General features: G+C 47.3%; 14 protein-coding genes and 1 tRNA gene. 6 read left to right on the top strand and 9 right to left on the bottom strand.

The features are described 5' to 3' along the window. Nucleotides 1-33: 33 nt before the first annotated feature. The 3 genes from STSP1_RS10965 to STSP1_RS10955 are packed head-to-tail and all read left to right on the top strand — an operon-like array spanning nucleotide 34 to nucleotide 3,852. Nucleotides 34-1,635: a S8 family serine peptidase gene (locus tag STSP1_RS10965; RefSeq protein ID WP_085756369.1), complete on the top strand. Its 1,602-nt coding sequence runs from the start codon at nucleotides 34-36 to the stop codon at nucleotides 1,633-1,635. 18 nt (nucleotides 1,636-1,653) lie between these two features. Continuing rightward, nucleotides 1,654-3,069 carry a signal peptidase I gene (gene lepB, locus STSP1_RS10960; RefSeq protein ID WP_094760314.1) on the top strand — a complete coding sequence of 472 codons (1,416 nt, stop codon included), beginning with the start codon at nucleotides 1,654-1,656 and terminating at the stop codon, nucleotides 3,067-3,069. A 6-nt stretch (nucleotides 3,070-3,075) separates the two neighbouring features. After that, a complete protein-coding gene (locus tag STSP1_RS10955) occupies nucleotides 3,076-3,852 on the top strand; it encodes an inositol monophosphatase family protein (RefSeq protein ID WP_085756368.1) in 777 nt (258 codons plus the stop codon). A 126-nt stretch (nucleotides 3,853-3,978) separates the two neighbouring features. On the opposite strand, the gene STSP1_RS10950 is transcribed toward STSP1_RS10955, so the two are convergent. From STSP1_RS10950 to STSP1_RS10910, 9 genes are all read right to left on the bottom strand, one after another. Next, complete coding sequence (locus tag STSP1_RS10950) at nucleotides 3,979-4,518, bottom strand: PEP-CTERM sorting domain-containing protein (RefSeq protein ID WP_085756367.1); 540 nt, start codon at nucleotides 4,516-4,518, stop codon at nucleotides 3,979-3,981. A gap of 146 nt (nucleotides 4,519-4,664) precedes the next feature. Then, complete coding sequence (locus tag STSP1_RS10945; RefSeq protein ID WP_085756366.1) at nucleotides 4,665-5,879, bottom strand: CCA tRNA nucleotidyltransferase; 1,215 nt, start codon at nucleotides 5,877-5,879, stop codon at nucleotides 4,665-4,667. Then, nucleotides 5,880-6,479: a 16S rRNA (guanine(966)-N(2))-methyltransferase RsmD gene (gene rsmD, locus STSP1_RS10940; protein ID WP_085756365.1), complete on the bottom strand. Its 600-nt coding sequence runs from the start codon at nucleotides 6,477-6,479 to the stop codon at nucleotides 5,880-5,882. Nucleotides 6,480-6,520: 41 nt separating this feature from the next. Further along, nucleotides 6,521-7,438 (bottom strand): ornithine carbamoyltransferase, encoded by a 918-nt coding sequence (argF, locus tag STSP1_RS10935; RefSeq protein WP_085756364.1) that lies wholly within the window; start codon nucleotides 7,436-7,438, stop codon nucleotides 6,521-6,523. 54 nt (nucleotides 7,439-7,492) lie between these two features. Next, nucleotides 7,493-8,695, bottom strand: a complete 1,203-nt coding sequence (locus STSP1_RS10930; RefSeq protein WP_085756363.1) for an aspartate aminotransferase family protein — start codon at nucleotides 8,693-8,695, stop codon at nucleotides 7,493-7,495. A gap of 8 nt (nucleotides 8,696-8,703) precedes the next feature. Continuing rightward, complete coding sequence (argB, locus tag STSP1_RS10925; protein ID WP_085756714.1) at nucleotides 8,704-9,576, bottom strand: acetylglutamate kinase; 873 nt, start codon at nucleotides 9,574-9,576, stop codon at nucleotides 8,704-8,706. A 74-nt stretch (nucleotides 9,577-9,650) separates the two neighbouring features. Beyond that, nucleotides 9,651-9,722, bottom strand: a tRNA-Thr gene (locus STSP1_RS10920). Nucleotides 9,723-9,862: 140 nt separating this feature from the next. Next, nucleotides 9,863-11,590 carry a peptide-binding protein gene (locus STSP1_RS10915; protein WP_085756362.1) on the bottom strand — a complete coding sequence of 576 codons (1,728 nt, stop codon included), beginning with the start codon at nucleotides 11,588-11,590 and terminating at the stop codon, nucleotides 9,863-9,865. Nucleotides 11,591-11,627: 37 nt separating this feature from the next. Further along, nucleotides 11,628-12,671, bottom strand: coding sequence for a hypothetical protein (locus STSP1_RS10910; RefSeq protein WP_085756361.1), 1,044 nt, complete (start codon nucleotides 12,669-12,671; stop codon nucleotides 11,628-11,630). A 267-nt stretch (nucleotides 12,672-12,938) separates the two neighbouring features. Here STSP1_RS10910 and rpsO point away from each other — a divergent pair, with 267 nt between their 5' ends. The 3 genes from rpsO to STSP1_RS10895 all read left to right on the top strand — a co-directional run bounded on the left by rpsO (nucleotide 12,939) and on the right by STSP1_RS10895 (nucleotide 17,531). Then, on the top strand, nucleotides 12,939-13,205 hold the full coding sequence (rpsO, locus tag STSP1_RS10905) for a 30S ribosomal protein S15 (RefSeq protein ID WP_085756360.1): 267 nt from the start codon (nucleotides 12,939-12,941) through the stop codon (nucleotides 13,203-13,205). Nucleotides 13,206-13,340: 135 nt separating this feature from the next. Continuing rightward, nucleotides 13,341-15,455: a polyribonucleotide nucleotidyltransferase gene (locus STSP1_RS10900; RefSeq protein WP_085756359.1), complete on the top strand. Its 2,115-nt coding sequence runs from the start codon at nucleotides 13,341-13,343 to the stop codon at nucleotides 15,453-15,455. A gap of 270 nt (nucleotides 15,456-15,725) precedes the next feature. Then, entirely contained in the window at nucleotides 15,726-17,531 is a 1,806-nt protein-coding gene (locus tag STSP1_RS10895) for a WD40 repeat domain-containing protein (RefSeq protein ID WP_085756358.1), read from the top strand. The last annotated feature ends 29 nt before the right edge of the window (nucleotides 17,532-17,560 follow it).

The raw sequence follows: 17,560 nt of genomic DNA, 5'->3' as shown, positions 1-17,560 counted from the left end.
GGTTTTACGAATCTTTAATTTAATTCGGCATAAATGCTCAAAATATTCGGCTATACAATTTTATCCGCTGCACTTGCCGCAGCGTTATTCGGAGAGAGTATTGAGCCTCGTTCATACGGGCTGATGGGCTTTGAAAGGTCCCGCTCGCCTGAGGATGTTAGGATGCTCCTTGTAGGCAGGTGCGCAGATATAAACAGCGGGCAGTCTAAGGATGATTTCATCCCGAACACCACGCTCGATATCTTCAGCACCTCAAACTTGAGCTGGTCTGACAGTATAGAGCCAACGGGCTTTTCAGAGCATATGAATTCAATCTGCTCATTAACAGCAGGCGAGGGGAGCTTTTTGGAGAACGGGGAGTTTATAGAATACAACGCCCCGCTGAGCAGCACATCGATTTTTATACAGGAATACTGGGATTTCCTTGCGGAGAATGTGGTAGAGCAGGAAATGAAAAAGCCGCCGGACGTGCTGAGCATAAGCTTTGGTACAACAGTTGAAAACTGGTGGACAAAGGGAGCGGAAAGGCTCCTGCAAAAATATGATATTGCGGGTTTTGCGAGCATTGGCAACGGCGAAAAAATGGGCAACAACTGCTTGTACCCCGCCGCATCGCAGAATTTTATCGGCGTTGGGGCAGCATCCGCTGAAGACTTCCCGAACTTTGATTCAAGGTTTCTGGGCAAGGCGGAATATTCCTCCTACAGCAGCGATAAGCGGGTAGTGAAGCCGGACTTCGTTGCTCCCGGGAATTTCCTCGTTTCCAACCTCCATGGGGAATTCGTTCATACCGGCAGCTATTCGAGCTTTGCCGCACCGGCGGCAGCTTCTGCGGCCTGCATACTCCTTGATAGCCTCCAGGATTATGAATATGCCCGAATTAAGGGAAATAAAAGCAATCTGATACGTGCCCTGCTCACAGACACAGCCCTGAAAGGCAGCTACTGGCACAAAGGCCAATGGGACACCTCCGACGACAGTACGGCTGTTTTCGACTGGCAGCAGGGAGCAGGGATGATAAATCTGGCCGGCGCCGAAACAAGGCTTGCAGCGGGCGGGCAGCGCCCGGGCGAGGTGTCTTCGGCGGGCTGGGATGCCGGAGTGATATCGGGCAAAAGAGAAAATCTTTATATATTCGAACCTGAAAAGAAAAACGGGTATATCTCAGGGAGCCTTTGCTGGAAGAGGTTTTTCAACGAAACATTCCCCTTCGATCCGAACGAAGCCCGCAACGCAAACCTGAAACTCGAGCTCTGGGGAATTAAACACAGCGGAGAGAAGGTGTTGGCGGCCAAGAGCGACAGCAGACATTCCAACGTTGAACATATATTCCACCCTATAAGCCAAAATTACAAATCCTACCGGTTTGCTGTGGTTTTCAGCGATGAAGAATCCGTTGAATCCGCTGATAAGAAGGTAAATTTCGCATTCAGCTGGGCAGAGCGGGAAGTTCCGGCAAACTGGAAAGGCTGGCTGGATGTTAATTCAGACGGTCTGCTTGATTTCGGCGATATAGAGCTGATGCTCTCGCGGCTCACCAGCGAGGAAGGCGGGCTCGATCTAAACAACGACGGCAGCGGGAATCTCATCGATATTATGCCCGCTATGGCAGAAATAATGAAGAAATATGAATAGTTCTGCGGAGCAGTAATCTTGAAAAAAACACCATTAGCAGCATTTGCAGGCGCCATTGAATGGATAGTAGTGGCTCTGGTATTTGCCCTTATTTTCAGGGGATTCGTTGTAGAGGCGTTCAAAATCCCTACCGGCAGTATGGCACCGACCCTCCGCGGCGACCACTTCCACCTCACCTGCCATCAATGCGGAAAGCAGTTTGACGTGGGCTTTCAGGCGGGGAGAAACAGAAACCCCAATATAGCAAAATTCACCAAGTGTCCGGTATGCGGGTATCTGCAGCGGGTAGCAGCACGGAGAACAGGCGGAGACAGGATTCTCGTACTCAAGAGCCTTTATCAATTCCGCGAGCCGGAGAGATGGGACGTATTCGTATTCAAAAATCCCACAGAGCCGAATATAAACTATATCAAAAGGCTTGTTGGCCTTCCCGGGGAAACCATACACCTCTACGACGGGGATCTGTTCATTGACGGGGAGATAGCAAGAAAGCCCGAGAGGGTTTTAGAGGAGATGTGGATGCCGGTTTACAGCAGCGATTTTCTCCCCGCAAGACCTGATCAGCCGAAATTCAGCAAGGACGGAGCCAAATGGGAAAGGCCGCTTAAAGAGGAAGGCGGAAATTGGAGCTATTCGCGGCAAGGCAGAATAATATCCTGCTCCAGCGAAGGCATCTCTGAGCTCCAATATGATTCAGATACGGGCAACGGCTTCGGCGCATACTACGCATATAACGCTTCACCCGCCTACCCGGGGGAAATATGCAGCGATTTGAAGATGGAATATCAGGCTCAAGTGAGCGGGGATACGCTCAAAGTTGGAGCGAGCATCAGGAAATACGGACGGGTTTACAGGGGGCTGGTGGATTTAGAGAAGCAGAAAATGTTTCTCATTAAGAGCTACAGCGGCAAGGAACAGGTGCTTGCGAGCAGAGACATACCGGAGCTTGAAGGGGAAAGATCAGTGCCTCTGAGCTTCAACAATGCGGACTACCGTTTGAGCCTCAGTTTTGGCGAATGCAGCCTTGAGCATATACTCGGCAGCAAAATCGGCGACATAGGCAAAGCAAGGGACAACAGAAAACCCCAGATATCACTGCTGAGCTCGGGAGATGCAGTATTCAGGCATATAAACATCTGGCGGGATATGCATTATATTACGTACGGCGTTAAGCGCGGGGATGAGCCCTTTGAGCTTGGCGAGGATGAATTTTTCGCTTGCGGGGATAACAGCCCCAGCAGCGCAGACTCAAGGCTCTGGGACATTGAAGGAATAGGCAACAACGGAGACAGATTCCCCATAGGCGTTGTGCCGAGGGAGTATGTATCGGGCAGGGCATTTATGGTTTACTGGCCGGGGAGCCTGAAATTCAAACCTGAAGGCAAATTGCCGATTCCCAATATCGGACAGATGCGTCTCATCTACGGCGGATAAAACAGATTGGAGAAAAGAGCTTTGCAGGATTTTCTGGAAGATTTATGTTTTGGGGCAGGCAGGCTCACGCTCAAGGCAAGAGAAAGCCTTTCCGGGCTGAAGATCAACGCCAAAAGGGATAAAGACTACGTTACTGAAACAGACGTTGCTGCAGAGGAGTATATAACCAGCAGAATAAAGGCTGAATTCCCTGAACACAGCATCCTCGGCGAGGAAATGGGACTCACAGAAGGCTCAGGCGAACGCTGGATAATAGACCCGATAGACGGAACAAACAGCTTTATGCACGGGCTTCCTTTCTACTGCATTTCCGTGGCCTTTGAGAGGGATGGAGAAGTTCAGCTTGGCGGGGTTTATGCACCTGTGCTGGATGAATTTTTCATAGGGATTAAGGGTGCCGGGGCATTTCTCAACGATAAGAAAATCAGCGTTTCCTCCACGAAAGATATCGGGATGTCTATGGCTGTTACGGGATTTGCCTGCCTTAGAGAAGGGAAAACCGAATACGGGCTGAGGCTTTTCAACAATGTTGTGCCGAATGTACGTGATATAAGAAGGCACGGGTCTGCTGCAATTGACACCTGCTACCTTGCAGCGGGCAGATTCGACTTGTACTGGGAGAACTTTCTGAATATCTACGACCTCGCAGCAGCAAAACTGATACTGGAAGAGGCCGGCGGGATACTGACAGATTTTTCAGGCACGGAGGAAAACCTGTACTCAGAGGTTGCTGCATCCAACAACCGCCTCCACAGCAAAGTTCTGGAACTTTTGAATAAATAAAACACTCACTTAACCAGCTTATCCACATGCAGCAAGCCCCATTTTCTTTACTTCTGCGCACGAAAAAGGCCTGCTTTCTAAATCTGAAAGCAAGCCTTTTCTGGTTTTAAAAGCAAACCAAGTGTCTTATTTTTTTCTCCGGATAAGACCTAAAGCTCCAAAACCAAGCAAGCCCATAGTGGCCGGCTCTGGAACAACTGTGATCTCTGTAGGCATTGAGGTATCAAGTGCCTGATCATACTGGGTTTCTGTGCCGGTGTAAAGCGTAGCGTCCTGTCCGATAGTACCGTATAGATACTTGTCATCAGGGGAATGGCCGTCGCTGCCGAAATCAAAGTCTGAATCGTCAACGAAAGACATTGACTCAATATCATAATCGATAGTGAACCAGTTGTACTGCTTTACCCCTCCGGTAACCTGTTCAAAGGTACCAAGATGGACATCAGAAGGGTCATAGAAACTGACCGTCATACTTTCCAGTGCTGAAAAGTCGTTGGTGGTTATGCTGGAAGCGCTGTCATCATAGACCATAGTTCCAAGCATATAAAATTCCTGATCGCCTTCCCATGAAAGGTCAACCTCAATTTGTGCGGCTGCAGCCTGCCCTGTAAAAACAGTCAACGTAAATGCAATAACTGCTGCAAACCTCAAAACACTTTTCGTCATTTGAAAACTCCCTCGAGATCAAACCCAAAATCGTTCAAGGCAACGCGCCTCGAACATCTAAATCATAATACGATTATAAAACTCAAAATTACTATTACAAGCTTTTTTTAAAATTTCGGCTCATTTTTAATTGTTTTAAAGGTAAATTAAAGCTCTATAAGGCTTTTTGCAAGTTTCAATGCCTGTTCTGGGCTTGAAACTTCAAAATCGAGCTGGGCGTTATACACTTTTTCGAGGACATCCCCGATTTCAGGCCCCGGATTAGCCCCGAGATTTATGACATCTCTGCCGTTTATGAAGGGTTTGGGGAGGATTTCTTTGCCTGCAAAACCCGCCTGCCTTTCTTTTATGATTTGCAGATTATCATCAGGCTCGCCGATAAAGGCCTGATAAGCCCTTCTTAACTCGAAAAGAAATCCAAACCTCTCATCAGCAATCAGCTTGCGGAATTTGTGCAGAGCCATATCCGGACAGTCCAGCTTGCTGTAGTTATCCCTGCACCACTCAATCAGCCCAAGGCTTTTGCTGCTCAGTTTGAGCCTGCGTGCAAATTGCTCTGCCTCCTGCCAATCGCTTATAAAAAGCAGCAGAATCCCCATCTCAAGGCTGACAGACCGGCCGTAAAAATCGAGCAGGCTTAAGCCATGGCTCTTTTCATTGAAATTATGCTGGAATATCCCGACTGAAAGACCTGTCTGGATAAGAAGCCTTATGCCTAAAGCAGGGCTCGGGCTTAAAAATATCTTCTCCAGCTCCACAGCGATCCTCTCACTGCTTATTCTGCTTATCCTTTCAGAAAATTCTGAAACTGCTTCTAAAGTTTGACCTTCTATTTCAAAGCCCAGCTCCGCAGAAAAACGCACCGCCCGAAGCATACGCAGAAAATCTTCTTCGAAACGCTCCTGAGGATTTCCGATGGTTCGGATAATACCCTTTTCAAGGTCTTCCCTGCCTCCTACATAATCAAAAACTCGGTCTTCTATCGGGTCGAAGAACATACCGTTAATCGTAAAATCTCTTCGTTTAGCATCTTCCTCAGGGCTGGTGAAAGTGATTGTGTCCGGTCTGCGTCCGTCTGTATAGCCCCAGTCGCTGCGGAATGCTGCAACTTCTATTTGATGTGCCTTGATCATCACAAGAACCACCCCAAACTGAGCCCCCACAGAGACGGTTCTTCTGAAAAGGCTTTCCACCTCTTCCGGGCGGGCGTCAGAAGCGATATCGTAGTCTTTCGGCTCCCTGCCTATAAGCATATCACGAACACATCCCCCTGCATAGAAGGCCGTGTAGCCATTGTTTCTGAGCCTTTTCAAAACTGTAAAAGCCGCTTTACGGGCGGTAATGTTTTTACCTTCCCCCACTTATTCTGTCTCCTGAGATTCCTCACCCTTGAGCTTGAAGAAGGTTTCTGTCATATTCCCCCAGCTGCGTCGCCGGCATACTTCGAGCAGGCCGTATTCATCATCCATCACCGTTCTTTTATGGGTTCGAACTAGTATGAGGCCGTCCTGCTTTATCTGGCCTGCAAGAATAATCATCAGCTTTCCAATCCTTGAGTTTTGGGAGATGTCTTTAGTGGTTGGGTAAGGCGGGTCCACAAAAACCAAATCAAACTTCTCCTCTGCTGAGAGCACGGGCGCGCCGCTGCGGAAAGCGTCTGCGCTTATAACTTCGCATCGCTCGCCGAAACGGGCTTTCTCGATATTCTGCTCAAGGATCTCGACCACCTGCTTATCCTGCTCAACAAATGCAACATAATCTGCCCCTCTGCTTAGGGCTTCAAGGCCGAGAGAGCCTGTCCCGCAGAATAAATCCGCTACCTTGCACTCGCCCGGCATAGAGCATGAATTAACAAGTATGCTGAAAACCGCTTCTTTAACTCGATCGGTTATCGGGCGTGTGCTCATAGATTTCGGGCTCAGCAGCTTCATGCCGCGTCTTTCGCCTGCAATTATCCTCATAATTCGCCCCGGCTTGAAATAACAATTAACAAAGCGTTTTCCTAACGGGCAAGCAGATATTTAATCAGCGCCCGCTGGAAATGCAGGCGGTTTTCTGCCTGCTGGAAGATAACAGACTGCTGCGATTCCATCACCTCGTCTGTTATCTCATAACCTCTGTATGCGGGCAGGCAGTGCATTACCCGGCAGTCTTTCGGAGCCTTTCCCAGAAGGCTGCCATTGACCTGATAGCCGCTGAATCTTTTGATTCTCTGCTGTTTCTCGCTTTCCTGCCCCATACTTACCCACGTATCGGTATATATCACATTTGCCCCTTCAACGGCCTTAAACGGATCGCTGCACTGGGATACAGAATCAGCCTTAATTGAATTAGCCTGCTGAACAGATTCCTCATCAAGCATATGCTCAGGCGGGGCTGCTATCACAAGCTCCATCCCCAGCTTAGCGCAGGCATTTGCAAGCGAGCGGGCAACATTGTTCCCGTCGCCGATATAGGCAAATTTAATCCCCTCAAGCTTATCAAACACCTCAAGGGCAGTCAGCACATCGGCCATCGCCTGACAGGGATGCGAGAAGTCTGTTAAGGCGTTTATCACAGGCACATCGCCCCATTCTGCGAGGCCTGTAACGGTGCTGTGAGCGTAAGTTCTTGCCATAATGCAGTCAACATAGCCGGTGAGAACTCTTGCAAAATCCTTCACAGGCTCGCGTTTGCCGATTCCGCCTGCATCTTCCTCTGTTTTAACGTAAACGGCCTGCCCGCCGAGGTCTATCATTGCGGTTTGAAAGCTCATTCTCGTTCTAAGGCTGGGCTTCTCAAAGAGCATAGCGAGAATTTTTCCTTCAAGGCAGAGGTCTCTAGCGCCGGATTTGTAGAGTTTTTTCAGATCAATTCCAAGCTCAAGCAGCTCTTCAAGCTGGTCGGCTGAACAATCTTTAATTGACAAAAAGTGATCCATAATCGATTTTCCGTATAAAGCATTTGGGAAACTGTTCTAAATCGTAAACTAAAACTAATCAGCATCCTCAGAATCTTTAATAAACTCACCCAGAGCCTGTTCGAAAATTTTCAGCGCTTCATCAATATTTTCTTTTGAGGCAGTCATTGAAGGCATAAACCGTATAACATTTCCCTGAGTGCAGTTTATCCTTAGCCCCTTCTCAAGGCATATATTCACAAGCTCGCTGCACTGGGCGGAAAACTGAATGCCAATCATAAGCCCCTTGCCGCGAACGGCCTGAATCACCGAATACTTCTCAGCTATATCGGTGAGCTTTTCGGCTGCATATTCGCCCATTTTTCTTGCATTTTCAAGGAGACCTTCCTCTTCTATCGCCTCGAAAACGGCAATTGATGCTGCGCAAGCGAGCGAATTACCGCCGAAAGTTGAGGCGTGTGTGCCGGGCACAAGAGATGCCGCTACTTCGCTTCGAGCTGCTATAGCTCCGATGGCAACGCCTCCGCCGAGAGCCTTGGCCAGAGTAATAACGTCCGGCTCAATGCCGTAATGCTGATAGCCGAACCACTCGCCTGTGCGTCCCATACCAGTTTGCACTTCATCGAGAATCATTACCGCCCCATGGGCTGTGCACAGCTCGCGGATTTTGAGCATATATTCTTCTGTGGCAGGGTTTATGCCGCCTTCGCCCTGTATTGGCTCCACGAGAATAGCTGCTGTTTCCTCATCGAACGTTTCTTCAAGGGATTCAATATCATTGAACGGAACATACTTGAACCCTGGAAGAAGCGGGAGGAAACCCTTGTGGTGCTTCGGCTGTCCTGTAGCTGAAACCGCTGCAAATGTTCTTCCGTGGAAGCTGTTGAGGGTTGTTATAACTTTATATTTATCCTTGCTCGTTGCAAGGCGTGCAAGCTTGAGAGCAGCCTCGTTTGCCTCCGCTCCGCTGTTGCAGAAGAAGCACTTCCCGCCGAAGCTCTTTGTGCTTATAAGTTCGGCAAGCCTTCCCTGCTGTTCGGTGTAGAAGGTGTTGTCTATGTGCAGGAGCTGATCGGCCTGCGATTTGATGGCGCTGGTAACTTTAGGGTGGCAGTGGCCTATCCCGCTTACTGCCCAGCCCGGGAACATATCGAGTATTTTATTGCCTTCTGAATCGTAGAGCCAGTTGCCCTCGCCCTTCACAATTACCTTGCGAACTCGGCCGTAATTTGCTATTACGTATTTATCGAATAATTCTAAAACTTCTTGAGTATCCATAATATTCCTTACTTGGTAATCTGTGTGCCGATTCCTTCTTCCGTGTATATCTCCAGAAGCAGAGAATGCTGAAGACGGCCGTCAATTATGTGGGCTTTGCCCACCCCGCCGTCTATGGCCTTCAGGCACGAATCTATCTTTGGCAGCATACCGCCAGCTATTACGCCCTTATCTATAAGGCTTTTGATTTCATCCTCGCTTATCGATGAAATCCTCGATTCTGGATCATCGATATTCTCGCGTATACCGTGGGTGTCGCTTAGCAGAACAAACTTTTCCGCCCCCACAGCAGACGCCACAACCCCAGCAACGCTGTCCGCATTGATATTGAGCTTCTGCCCGGCTATATCAATGCCCAGCGGAGCAAGCACTGGAATTGTTCCGGCACGGCAGAGCTTTTCGAGAAGCCTGCTGTTTACGCTTTCCACCTCGCCAACGTAGCCGAGGTCCAGCTTCCGGCCGTCTTCCCTGAGCACAAGAGGCTTGCCGGTAACAGCGCAGCTGCTCATTGAATGCAGCCCCATGGAATCGCAGCCCAGCTCGGTGAGAATATCGCAAAGGGGTTTATTAACCTCATTTATGAGCGTATGCTCTACAATTTTCAGGGTAATGCGGTCTGTGTATCGCCGGCCGTGAACCCATTCTGGCTCGATTCCGGAGGTTTCCATTGCTCGTGAGATGTGTTTTCCGCCTCCATGCACGAGCAGCGGCATTATCCCCACGGTATGCATAAATACCACATCTCTGAGCAGTTCACGCTGAAGCACTTCGTCGTCGAGAATACTTCCGCCAAGCTTTATAACGACAATTTTGTCTTTGAACTGGCGAATGTACTCCATCGCTTCAATTAAGGCTTTGGCTTTGTTTATAGCATTTTGCATAAAAGTTCCCCAGATTAAGCCTCTTGCCGGCACGCTTGAATCCGGCTGCGTACAATCTATTCATAAATGAAAAAAGCCAGCGGTGGGATTTGAACCCACGACCGCTGGTTTACAAAACCAGTGCTCTACCACTGAGCTACGCTGGCATTCCGGCTTTTTTCTTGAGAGAAGAGGAATTCTATAATTTCACAATATCTTTTCAAGAAGATTTTTGAGAAAAATCGCCCCCGATGAAATCAGGCGTTGTTTATGCGTTAATTTGCGGGTTTCAGGGAGTTAAAGCAGCTCAGTATTTTTGCAGCTCGCTTGGAATATACCACTCTTTAATGTTTACTCCGAGTTTATGCACCTTCACACCTTTAATTCGATTGTTCATAAACGCTATTGAGGGCCTCGCAAACATAAACGTATAAGGCTGCTCGTCGTTAAGGATTTTGTGAAAGCGGTGATAAAGGCGATTTCTTTTTTCATCATCAAGGGTTCTTCTGGCCTCTTCGAGAATGTTGTCAACAGTTTCATTCTTGTAACTGATATAATTCGAACCGCCCTTTGCTATCTGGCTTGAATGCCAAATCTGATATGGATCAGTTTCCACATCCCCCTGCCAAGCGAGGGTTGTTGCCTCGAAATCCCTTTTATGGAGTCTGTCGAGAAAGACCGACCATTCGAACGGATCCACCTCCATAATGATCCCCGCCTGAGAAAACTGATCTTTGAGGACTTTTGCTGTCTGCTCAGTAATGGGTGAGCCGCTGACGATCATCAGCTTAAACTTGAACTCTCTTCCGTTTTTATCTCTGATTCCGTTTCCGTTTGTATCTTCCCAGCCTGCCTCGCTGAGCAGCTCTCTTGCCTTATCGGGGCTGAATTCAAGCGGCTTAACGTTCGGGTTGCACTGCGGGCTGCCCGGACTGAAAGGCCCGCTCACAATCCTTACAAGGCCTTCCCAGATGTGGTCTTTAATCTTTTCTCTGTCTATAAGATGGGTTAATGCATTTCTAACTTTGCCGCTTTGGAAAAGCTCGCATTCAAAGTTCCAGGAAACGTAAGTGTAGCTGTTGTCAGGGATGAGATATTTGTATATATTGAATTTCTCCTTGAACTGCTCGCTGTCCTTATAGCTTGTGTACTGCTCGGGCAGAGGGGCCATCACATCTATCTGACCGGATTTCAAGGCAGTGAGAGCGGCCATATCATTGCTTATAAATTTATATATAAGCTTCTCGAAATTAACACCCTCGCCCCAGTAATTTTCGTTCTTCTCGAGTACAATCTTATCCCCTACATCCCACTGGCCGAAAACAAACGGACCGCTTCCGACAGGGTCTGAAATATTCGAGTTGAAATCCTGAGCATCTTCATACTCATAGACGTGCTTGGGGATAATCGGAGTTTCTCCGATCATACCGAATGCGAGGAAGTACGGACGCTTCATATTGAAAACCACTGTCCTGTCGTTCACAACCTCGCAGCTTTTGAAATCAACGAAATAATTCCTGATATTCGCAGCGTCAATTTCAACGTCCATAATTGTTTCGTAGGTAAATTTCACATCCTCGGCTGTTACAGGCTCGCCGTCTGAGAACCAGATATCATCCTTAAGGCGGAATTCTATTCTGAGCCCGTCATCAGATATGTCCCAGCTCTCTGCAAGGAGAGGCTCGTATTCAAGGCTGTCGCGGTTGCGCTTTACGAGGGTCTCGAATACAAAACAGTTCTTCGAACCGACAATCATATCCGCATAGGCATCTTTTGCGGTAATGGGGTTGAGGGTTGGCGGTTCTGCGCTTAGTCTCCAGATGAGCCAGCCGCCGTCCTTAGCGGCAGCTTCAGCCGAATCTGCATCAGAGGCCGGGCGATATACCCTGCTGCTTTTTCCTGAGACCTTTTTCTCAAGCTGATTTACCCTCTCAAAGAGCCTGTCGGACTGTTTCATCTCGAGCCCCTGGAGGAATACAAGGATAAGCAGAATCAATACTACAAAGAACTTAAAGACGCTGGATTTTCCCGCCATTTGAGAGCCTTCCTGTGATTAAATCAGTTGAGCCGATTCAGATGCTTAAGCTTTGAGGGGTCTGGCCGGCCTGATAAGTAAAACCAAGCTGCTCAGGGAGGAGCCCTTCTGAATCCTCGCCGCCGAATACTTTATTGTAGCTTTCCTGAAGTGCCTGATAATCCTGCTTTTGGATTGCCGAGGTTATAGAGGAATCGCTTACTCCTAATCCGGGCAGGATATTTTTCTCTATCTCACTTATAAGAGCTCCAAGCTGAGCCTTGCTTTTTTTATCAAGGGTGTTCTCAGGGCTTAAAGCGATGGAATATTTTTCAACAATGTAGGCAAAAGTCTGCGTAAAAGGGGCCTTGAGGCTGTCGTTTCCTGCCTCAATCCTTGAAGCGGCTGCTTTGAAGAGCTCAGCATCGCAATACTCATTCTTCGCCTCGCCCTTGGAGTAAACTTCCATTCTGCGGTTCATAAGGCTCTCAAGCATATCATCTGCATCGTCGTTATTAAGCTCAGAGCAGAGCTTTGAAACATTTCTCCCTACAAGAGCCGTATCTTCCTGAGCAGACATATCTTTCAGAGCGGCTAAAAGCTCTTCTGAACCCGCGCCGCCCTGCTTTATAGTGCTGAGATTATTTGGAGTGAGGCATATTTTAACTGCCCAGTATCTTGATGAGGGCTGGGAAGATTCAGAAAGTGAGCGGGCGAACTGGAAGAATTCAGAGCTGTCGAGCTGGGAGGCCATCCTCGCCATCATCACCTGAAAACCCGCTGCGAATGTTTTGTCTTCCCAAGTGTCAGCTACATTCATCACTGAAGCAATATTTTCTTTTAGCGTTTGGACGAACTGGCTCTTATACTGCTCCTGCCCCTCTTTGGGCTTTCTCAGAATTAGCTGGTCCATAGCCTTCACTGCTCCGGAGAGGTCGTCAGCATTAAGCATCTCATCAAACTGCTGGTCTATAAATGCGGCAAGTGTTTGAGCATCTTCATCGCTTAGAGAAGAAGCGGCGCGGATATCATCAATTTGTTTCGTTGTTACAGCAAATGAACAGCCTGCAGCGAGCAGGAGAATAATAAGTTTTCTAAACATCAGTTACCTCTTAAAAATTTTCCGGTAGTCCGGCTTATAATTATCAACTTTTATCTCTGTTTGTTAAGATATTTTATTTAATTCTTTGCTTACATCCAGAAAAAACCTCGGCTCTTCAGGCGAAAATGGCGTATTTTTGTTGCATTAGAAGGAATAAAAATTATAATTCTCCCACAGATAAGCAAGCTTTGAAGGCTTAGCCCGGCTCGGGCCTGCGTAACGCTCGGCCGGGGCGTATGTTTTTAAAGTATATATGAAAGGTTTCAAATGATAGATAAGGAAAAGAAAAGTCAAATTATTAACGACTACCAGACAGACCAGAAAGACACTGGTTCTCCGGAGGTTCAGATTGCCATTCTCACTGAAAGAATCAATGAACTGACTGAACATCTGAAAACCCACAAGAAAGATCACGCTTCAAGACGCGGGCTTTTGAAAATGGTGGGCACAAGGGCGTCTCTTCTGAAGTATATAGCCAACAAGGATGTTGAGAGGTACAGATCGCTGATAAAGAGGCTCGGACTGAGAAAGTAATGTCTGACTGGTAAAAAATAAATATGTAATAAGGCGCGTGCAGAGTTATATGTGGCTGCAGGCGCCTTTTCTGTTTGTAAATTTTTAAGTGCGGGATGTGTCCTGCAAAATGTATGTAAATTAAGGAATAAGTAAATGTTTGAAATTCACAAAGTTGAAAAAGAAATCGCCGGCAAGAAACTCTCAATCGAAACAGGTTTGCTTGCCAATCAGGCCGATGGTGCTGTTACAGTAACCTACGGAGAGACCGTAGTTTTTGCAGCAGCCTGCAGTGCAGACGCAAAAGAAGACGCTGACTACTTCCCCCTGATGGTTGACTACAGGGAGCGTCAGGTGGCTGCTGGGAAATTCCCAGGCGGCTTTATGAAAAGAGAAGGTCGTCCTTCCAACAGAGAAATGCTGACAGCCCGCTGCATCGACCGGCCAATCCGCCCCCTTTTCCCAGAGGGCTACTACGATGAAGTGCAGATTATGGTTAACGTATTGAGCGCCGATCAGGAAAACGACCCTGACGTACTTTCTATAATAGCCGCCTCTGCTGCTCTTACGATAAGCACTATCCCGTTCCAAGGGCCAATAGGAGCCTGCAAAGTGGGTATGCTGGACGGCAAGCTTGCTGCCTTCCCAACCGTTTCACAGATGCAGAATTCAGATTTAGACCTTATGCTCGGAGGCAGAGAAAACAATCTCAATATGATTGAGGTTGAGGCTGATGAGATAAGCGAAGAGAAGATGGCTGAAGCCGTGAAGTTCGGCCAGAGCATCAACAGCGAGATCTGCAGGATGATAAATGAGCTGCAGGAAAAATGCGGAAAAGAGAAGATTTGCAACCTCAGGGAAGAGAATCCCGATGTTGAGGCAAAAATCCGCGAATACGCCTCAGACAAGATCGCTGAAGCGAAAAATATTGAAGGCAAGCAGGACAGGCAGGAAGCTCTTGATAAGATTCAGGAAGATCTCATCGCTGAGCTCTGTGAAGGCGAAGAGCCCCTGAGCACAGAGATGGAAGTGAACAACCTGTTCGATAAGCTCGAAAAAGAAGTTACAAGAAAGATGATTCTCGAAGGCAAAAGGCCGGACGGAAGAGATTACGATACAATCAGGCAGCTGGACTGCCGTGTCGGGGTAACCCCGAGGGTGCACGGTTCGGCAATATTCACCCGCGGCGAAACTCAGGCACTTATCTCTGTGATCCTCGGAACAGGCAAAGATGAACAGATCGTTGACGGGGTTCACGAAGAATTCGGCCAGAGGTTTATGCTGCACTACAACTTCCCGCCTTATTCAGTAGGCGAGGTTCGCTTTATAAGAGGCCCCGGAAGACGTGAAATAGGCCACGGAGCTCTTGCAGAGAAGTCTCTGCGGTCTGTTATACCGTCTGAGGAGGAATTCCCTTACACGATTAAAGTGGTATCGGATATTACCGGTTCAAACGGTTCAAGCTCGATGGCGAGCATCTGCGGCGGGTCTTTAGCCCTTATGGATGCAGGCGTGCCGCTGAAAAAGCCGGTTGCAGGTATTTCTGTGGGAATGGTGAGCGATGATGATAAGTATCAGCTTATCACTGATATCCTTGGAGAAGAAGATCATTTCGGCGATATGGACTTCAAGGTAGCCGGTACTACAGAAGGCATCACTGGAATCCAGCTTGATCTTAAAAAGCACGAACTGCCTCAGGAGATTCTCGTTGAAACGCTGGAGAGGGCAAGGAAAGCAAGGCTCAGGATACTTGAAAGTATGGGAGCTACAATCGCTGAGGCCAGACCTGAACTCAGCAAGTATGCACCGAAGCTCACTTCAATGCAGGTGGATCCGGAAGTAATCGGGAAGATAATCGGCCCGGGCGGAGCTACAATCAAGGCTATCCAGGAAAGAACAAACACTAACGTTGAAATTGACGACAGCGGAAAAGTTACAATCAGCACAACTGAAGGCGATGGACAGATAGAAGCTGAAAGGCTCATAAGGGCCATCACCGAAAAACCTGAAATAGGCGCCCTTTTCAAGGATGCAGTGGTTGTGTCTATCAAAGAATTCGGCGTGTTTGTTGAGATTGCTCCGGGCGTTGAAGGCCTCTGCCATATCAGCGAGCTCAGCGACGGATTCGTTAAAAACGCCAAAGACATCTGCAAAATCGGTGATATTATGCCGGTTAAGTTAACCGAGATAGACAGACAGGGAAGGCTGAAATTCTCAAGGAAACAGGCCATAGCTGAAATTGAAGGCGAAAACAGCAGCAAAAAAGAATAGCAGCTGAAAACCTCTTCAACAGATACTTCAAAGGGCGGAATAATCCGCCCTTTTTAGTTTTAAATCCGGAAATTTTAAACTTCATAAATCTGCTAACCATTCTGCACCAAATACCATCAGTTTTTCAAACAGGTAAATACACTGTTTATTTTAAAATTTAATCGCCATTTTCCCCTTAAAAAGAGAAAAGTATTGAAACCCTTAAGCCAACAAGCTAATATAGGTATATGAGTTGTTTACTATTTGCTTAACTTTATAAGGGGAAACATTATGAAAACGTTAAAGGTTTCTGTCTGGCTTATGCTGATTGCAGCATCTTTGAGCTGGGCATCGTTTCAAATTTCACATCAATGTACATTTACCGCCACCTTCCCAATCAATCATGCAAAGATATCGGCGGCGGGCAATATCGCGGTTTTGGGCAGCGAGTTTAGCAGGAATATCAGAATATACGATGCATATACAGGGCAGCTTAACGGGCAATACACCCTGCCCGAAGATTGTGCAACCGAATCTATAGCCTTATCTGCTAATGGCCAGATTATAGCTGTAGGTGTCCAGGGAAGCGATGACATTTACATCCTAAACAGTTCTGGAGGTTTAATAAACAGCTTTTCAGTACCCACTCCCAGCAGTCAAGGCTGGAAAGTGAGCATTACCAATAACGGCTCAACTATCTACGCAGTGATATCTAACCAATTCATTAAAATGCGGGTGAGCGATGGTACAATTCTTCAAGACAAGACCATCGAAACCGACGGCTGGACGCTTTGGGGGATTTCGTTAAGCGAAACAGCAGGCAAGATTCTTCTGCGAACTAACAGCGATATTATCATAACTGATACCGCTGGAAATGTGCTTTCAAATTATGATATTGTCGAAGGGAATAATATAACAAGCGCTGCTATTTCCCCTGAAGGAGATATGTTTGCAGTTCAATACAACGAACCGGACGGAGAATACAGAAATGAGCTGTACCAAATAAACGGAACAGAGAAATGGAGCACAGCGAACACCTACTACTGCAGATATATATCGCTTGATTCTAACGGCTATACATATTTTACCGACTCTGATGATTATCCGTGTTTTTATTCAGAATACGGCGGCAGAGCAGCTCAGTACGGCGATATGTATTACGGGAACATTGTAGATTCTATTCCCAGCGGAATGAAAGTTCTTGCTACTTCTTCAAATAGTATCACAGCAAAGGTTTACAACATTTACGATAGTTGGACATCCTACGAGGATCTGCCACGGCCTGAATTCAGAATAACAGACTACTACCCTGACGGGCAGGTTAATATTGAGCTGCTGAACGCAGAAGCCTACCCAGATCAGATGTTTGAAGATGCTCCGGAGCTGGCGCCATGCGGACTTAATTACAACTCAAGCAGATCATGGGTGCTGTTTTACAATCAGGATGACCTTCAAATCTACGGAAACTGTGCAATTAATTCGGCAGAAGATTTCAGAGACTTGAAATACCCAATTAACAGAGAAGACCATGAAGCGGTTTATATGCAGATTTGGGACAGAAAAGCAGATGTGTATTACAATTCGAGGCTTCAATATATAGATGATATTCGCCCAGCTGCAGATGTGAACGGAGATTATCTCGTTGACCTCGGGGATGTTGCTTTGATGGCCAAAGACTGGCTGCGGGAGGTTCTTTCCTATGTTAATGTAAACTGGCGGGACATAGACGAAAGAACAAGTGAGCTTTCATCGGATTCTATAGACGCCTCAGACGGAAATCGGTTTGGTATTGATTCGTTTTTCATCTACGAGACCAACGAAGGCAGATACGGGAAATTTATAATAGATGATTACGACGAAACGGACAATCATGCTATTACAATCTCATGGAAGACCTACGATTACGACGGCAGCTTATACTCAGAGGGCTCAGGGCTTACGATAAGAGGAACCTACAACGCTGATATGGATGAAGGAGTTTTGCCGGGTTACGGCAGCGGGGATAGTGATTTCTTCTGGAATATGCTCAGCTCGGATACAAGATCTCTCACCCCTAAAAACGGAGCCTTATTTGATATCATATACAGAGCAGATTAAACTCCAAGATTTTCAGCCGAAATTCAAAC

Origin of the sequence: Sedimentisphaera salicampi, assembly GCF_002117005.1 — a bacterium.
In the GTDB taxonomy this organism is placed as follows: Bacteria; Planctomycetota; Phycisphaerae; order Sedimentisphaerales; family Sedimentisphaeraceae; genus Sedimentisphaera; species Sedimentisphaera salicampi.
This window is presented reverse-complemented; position numbering and strand designations above follow the sequence as displayed.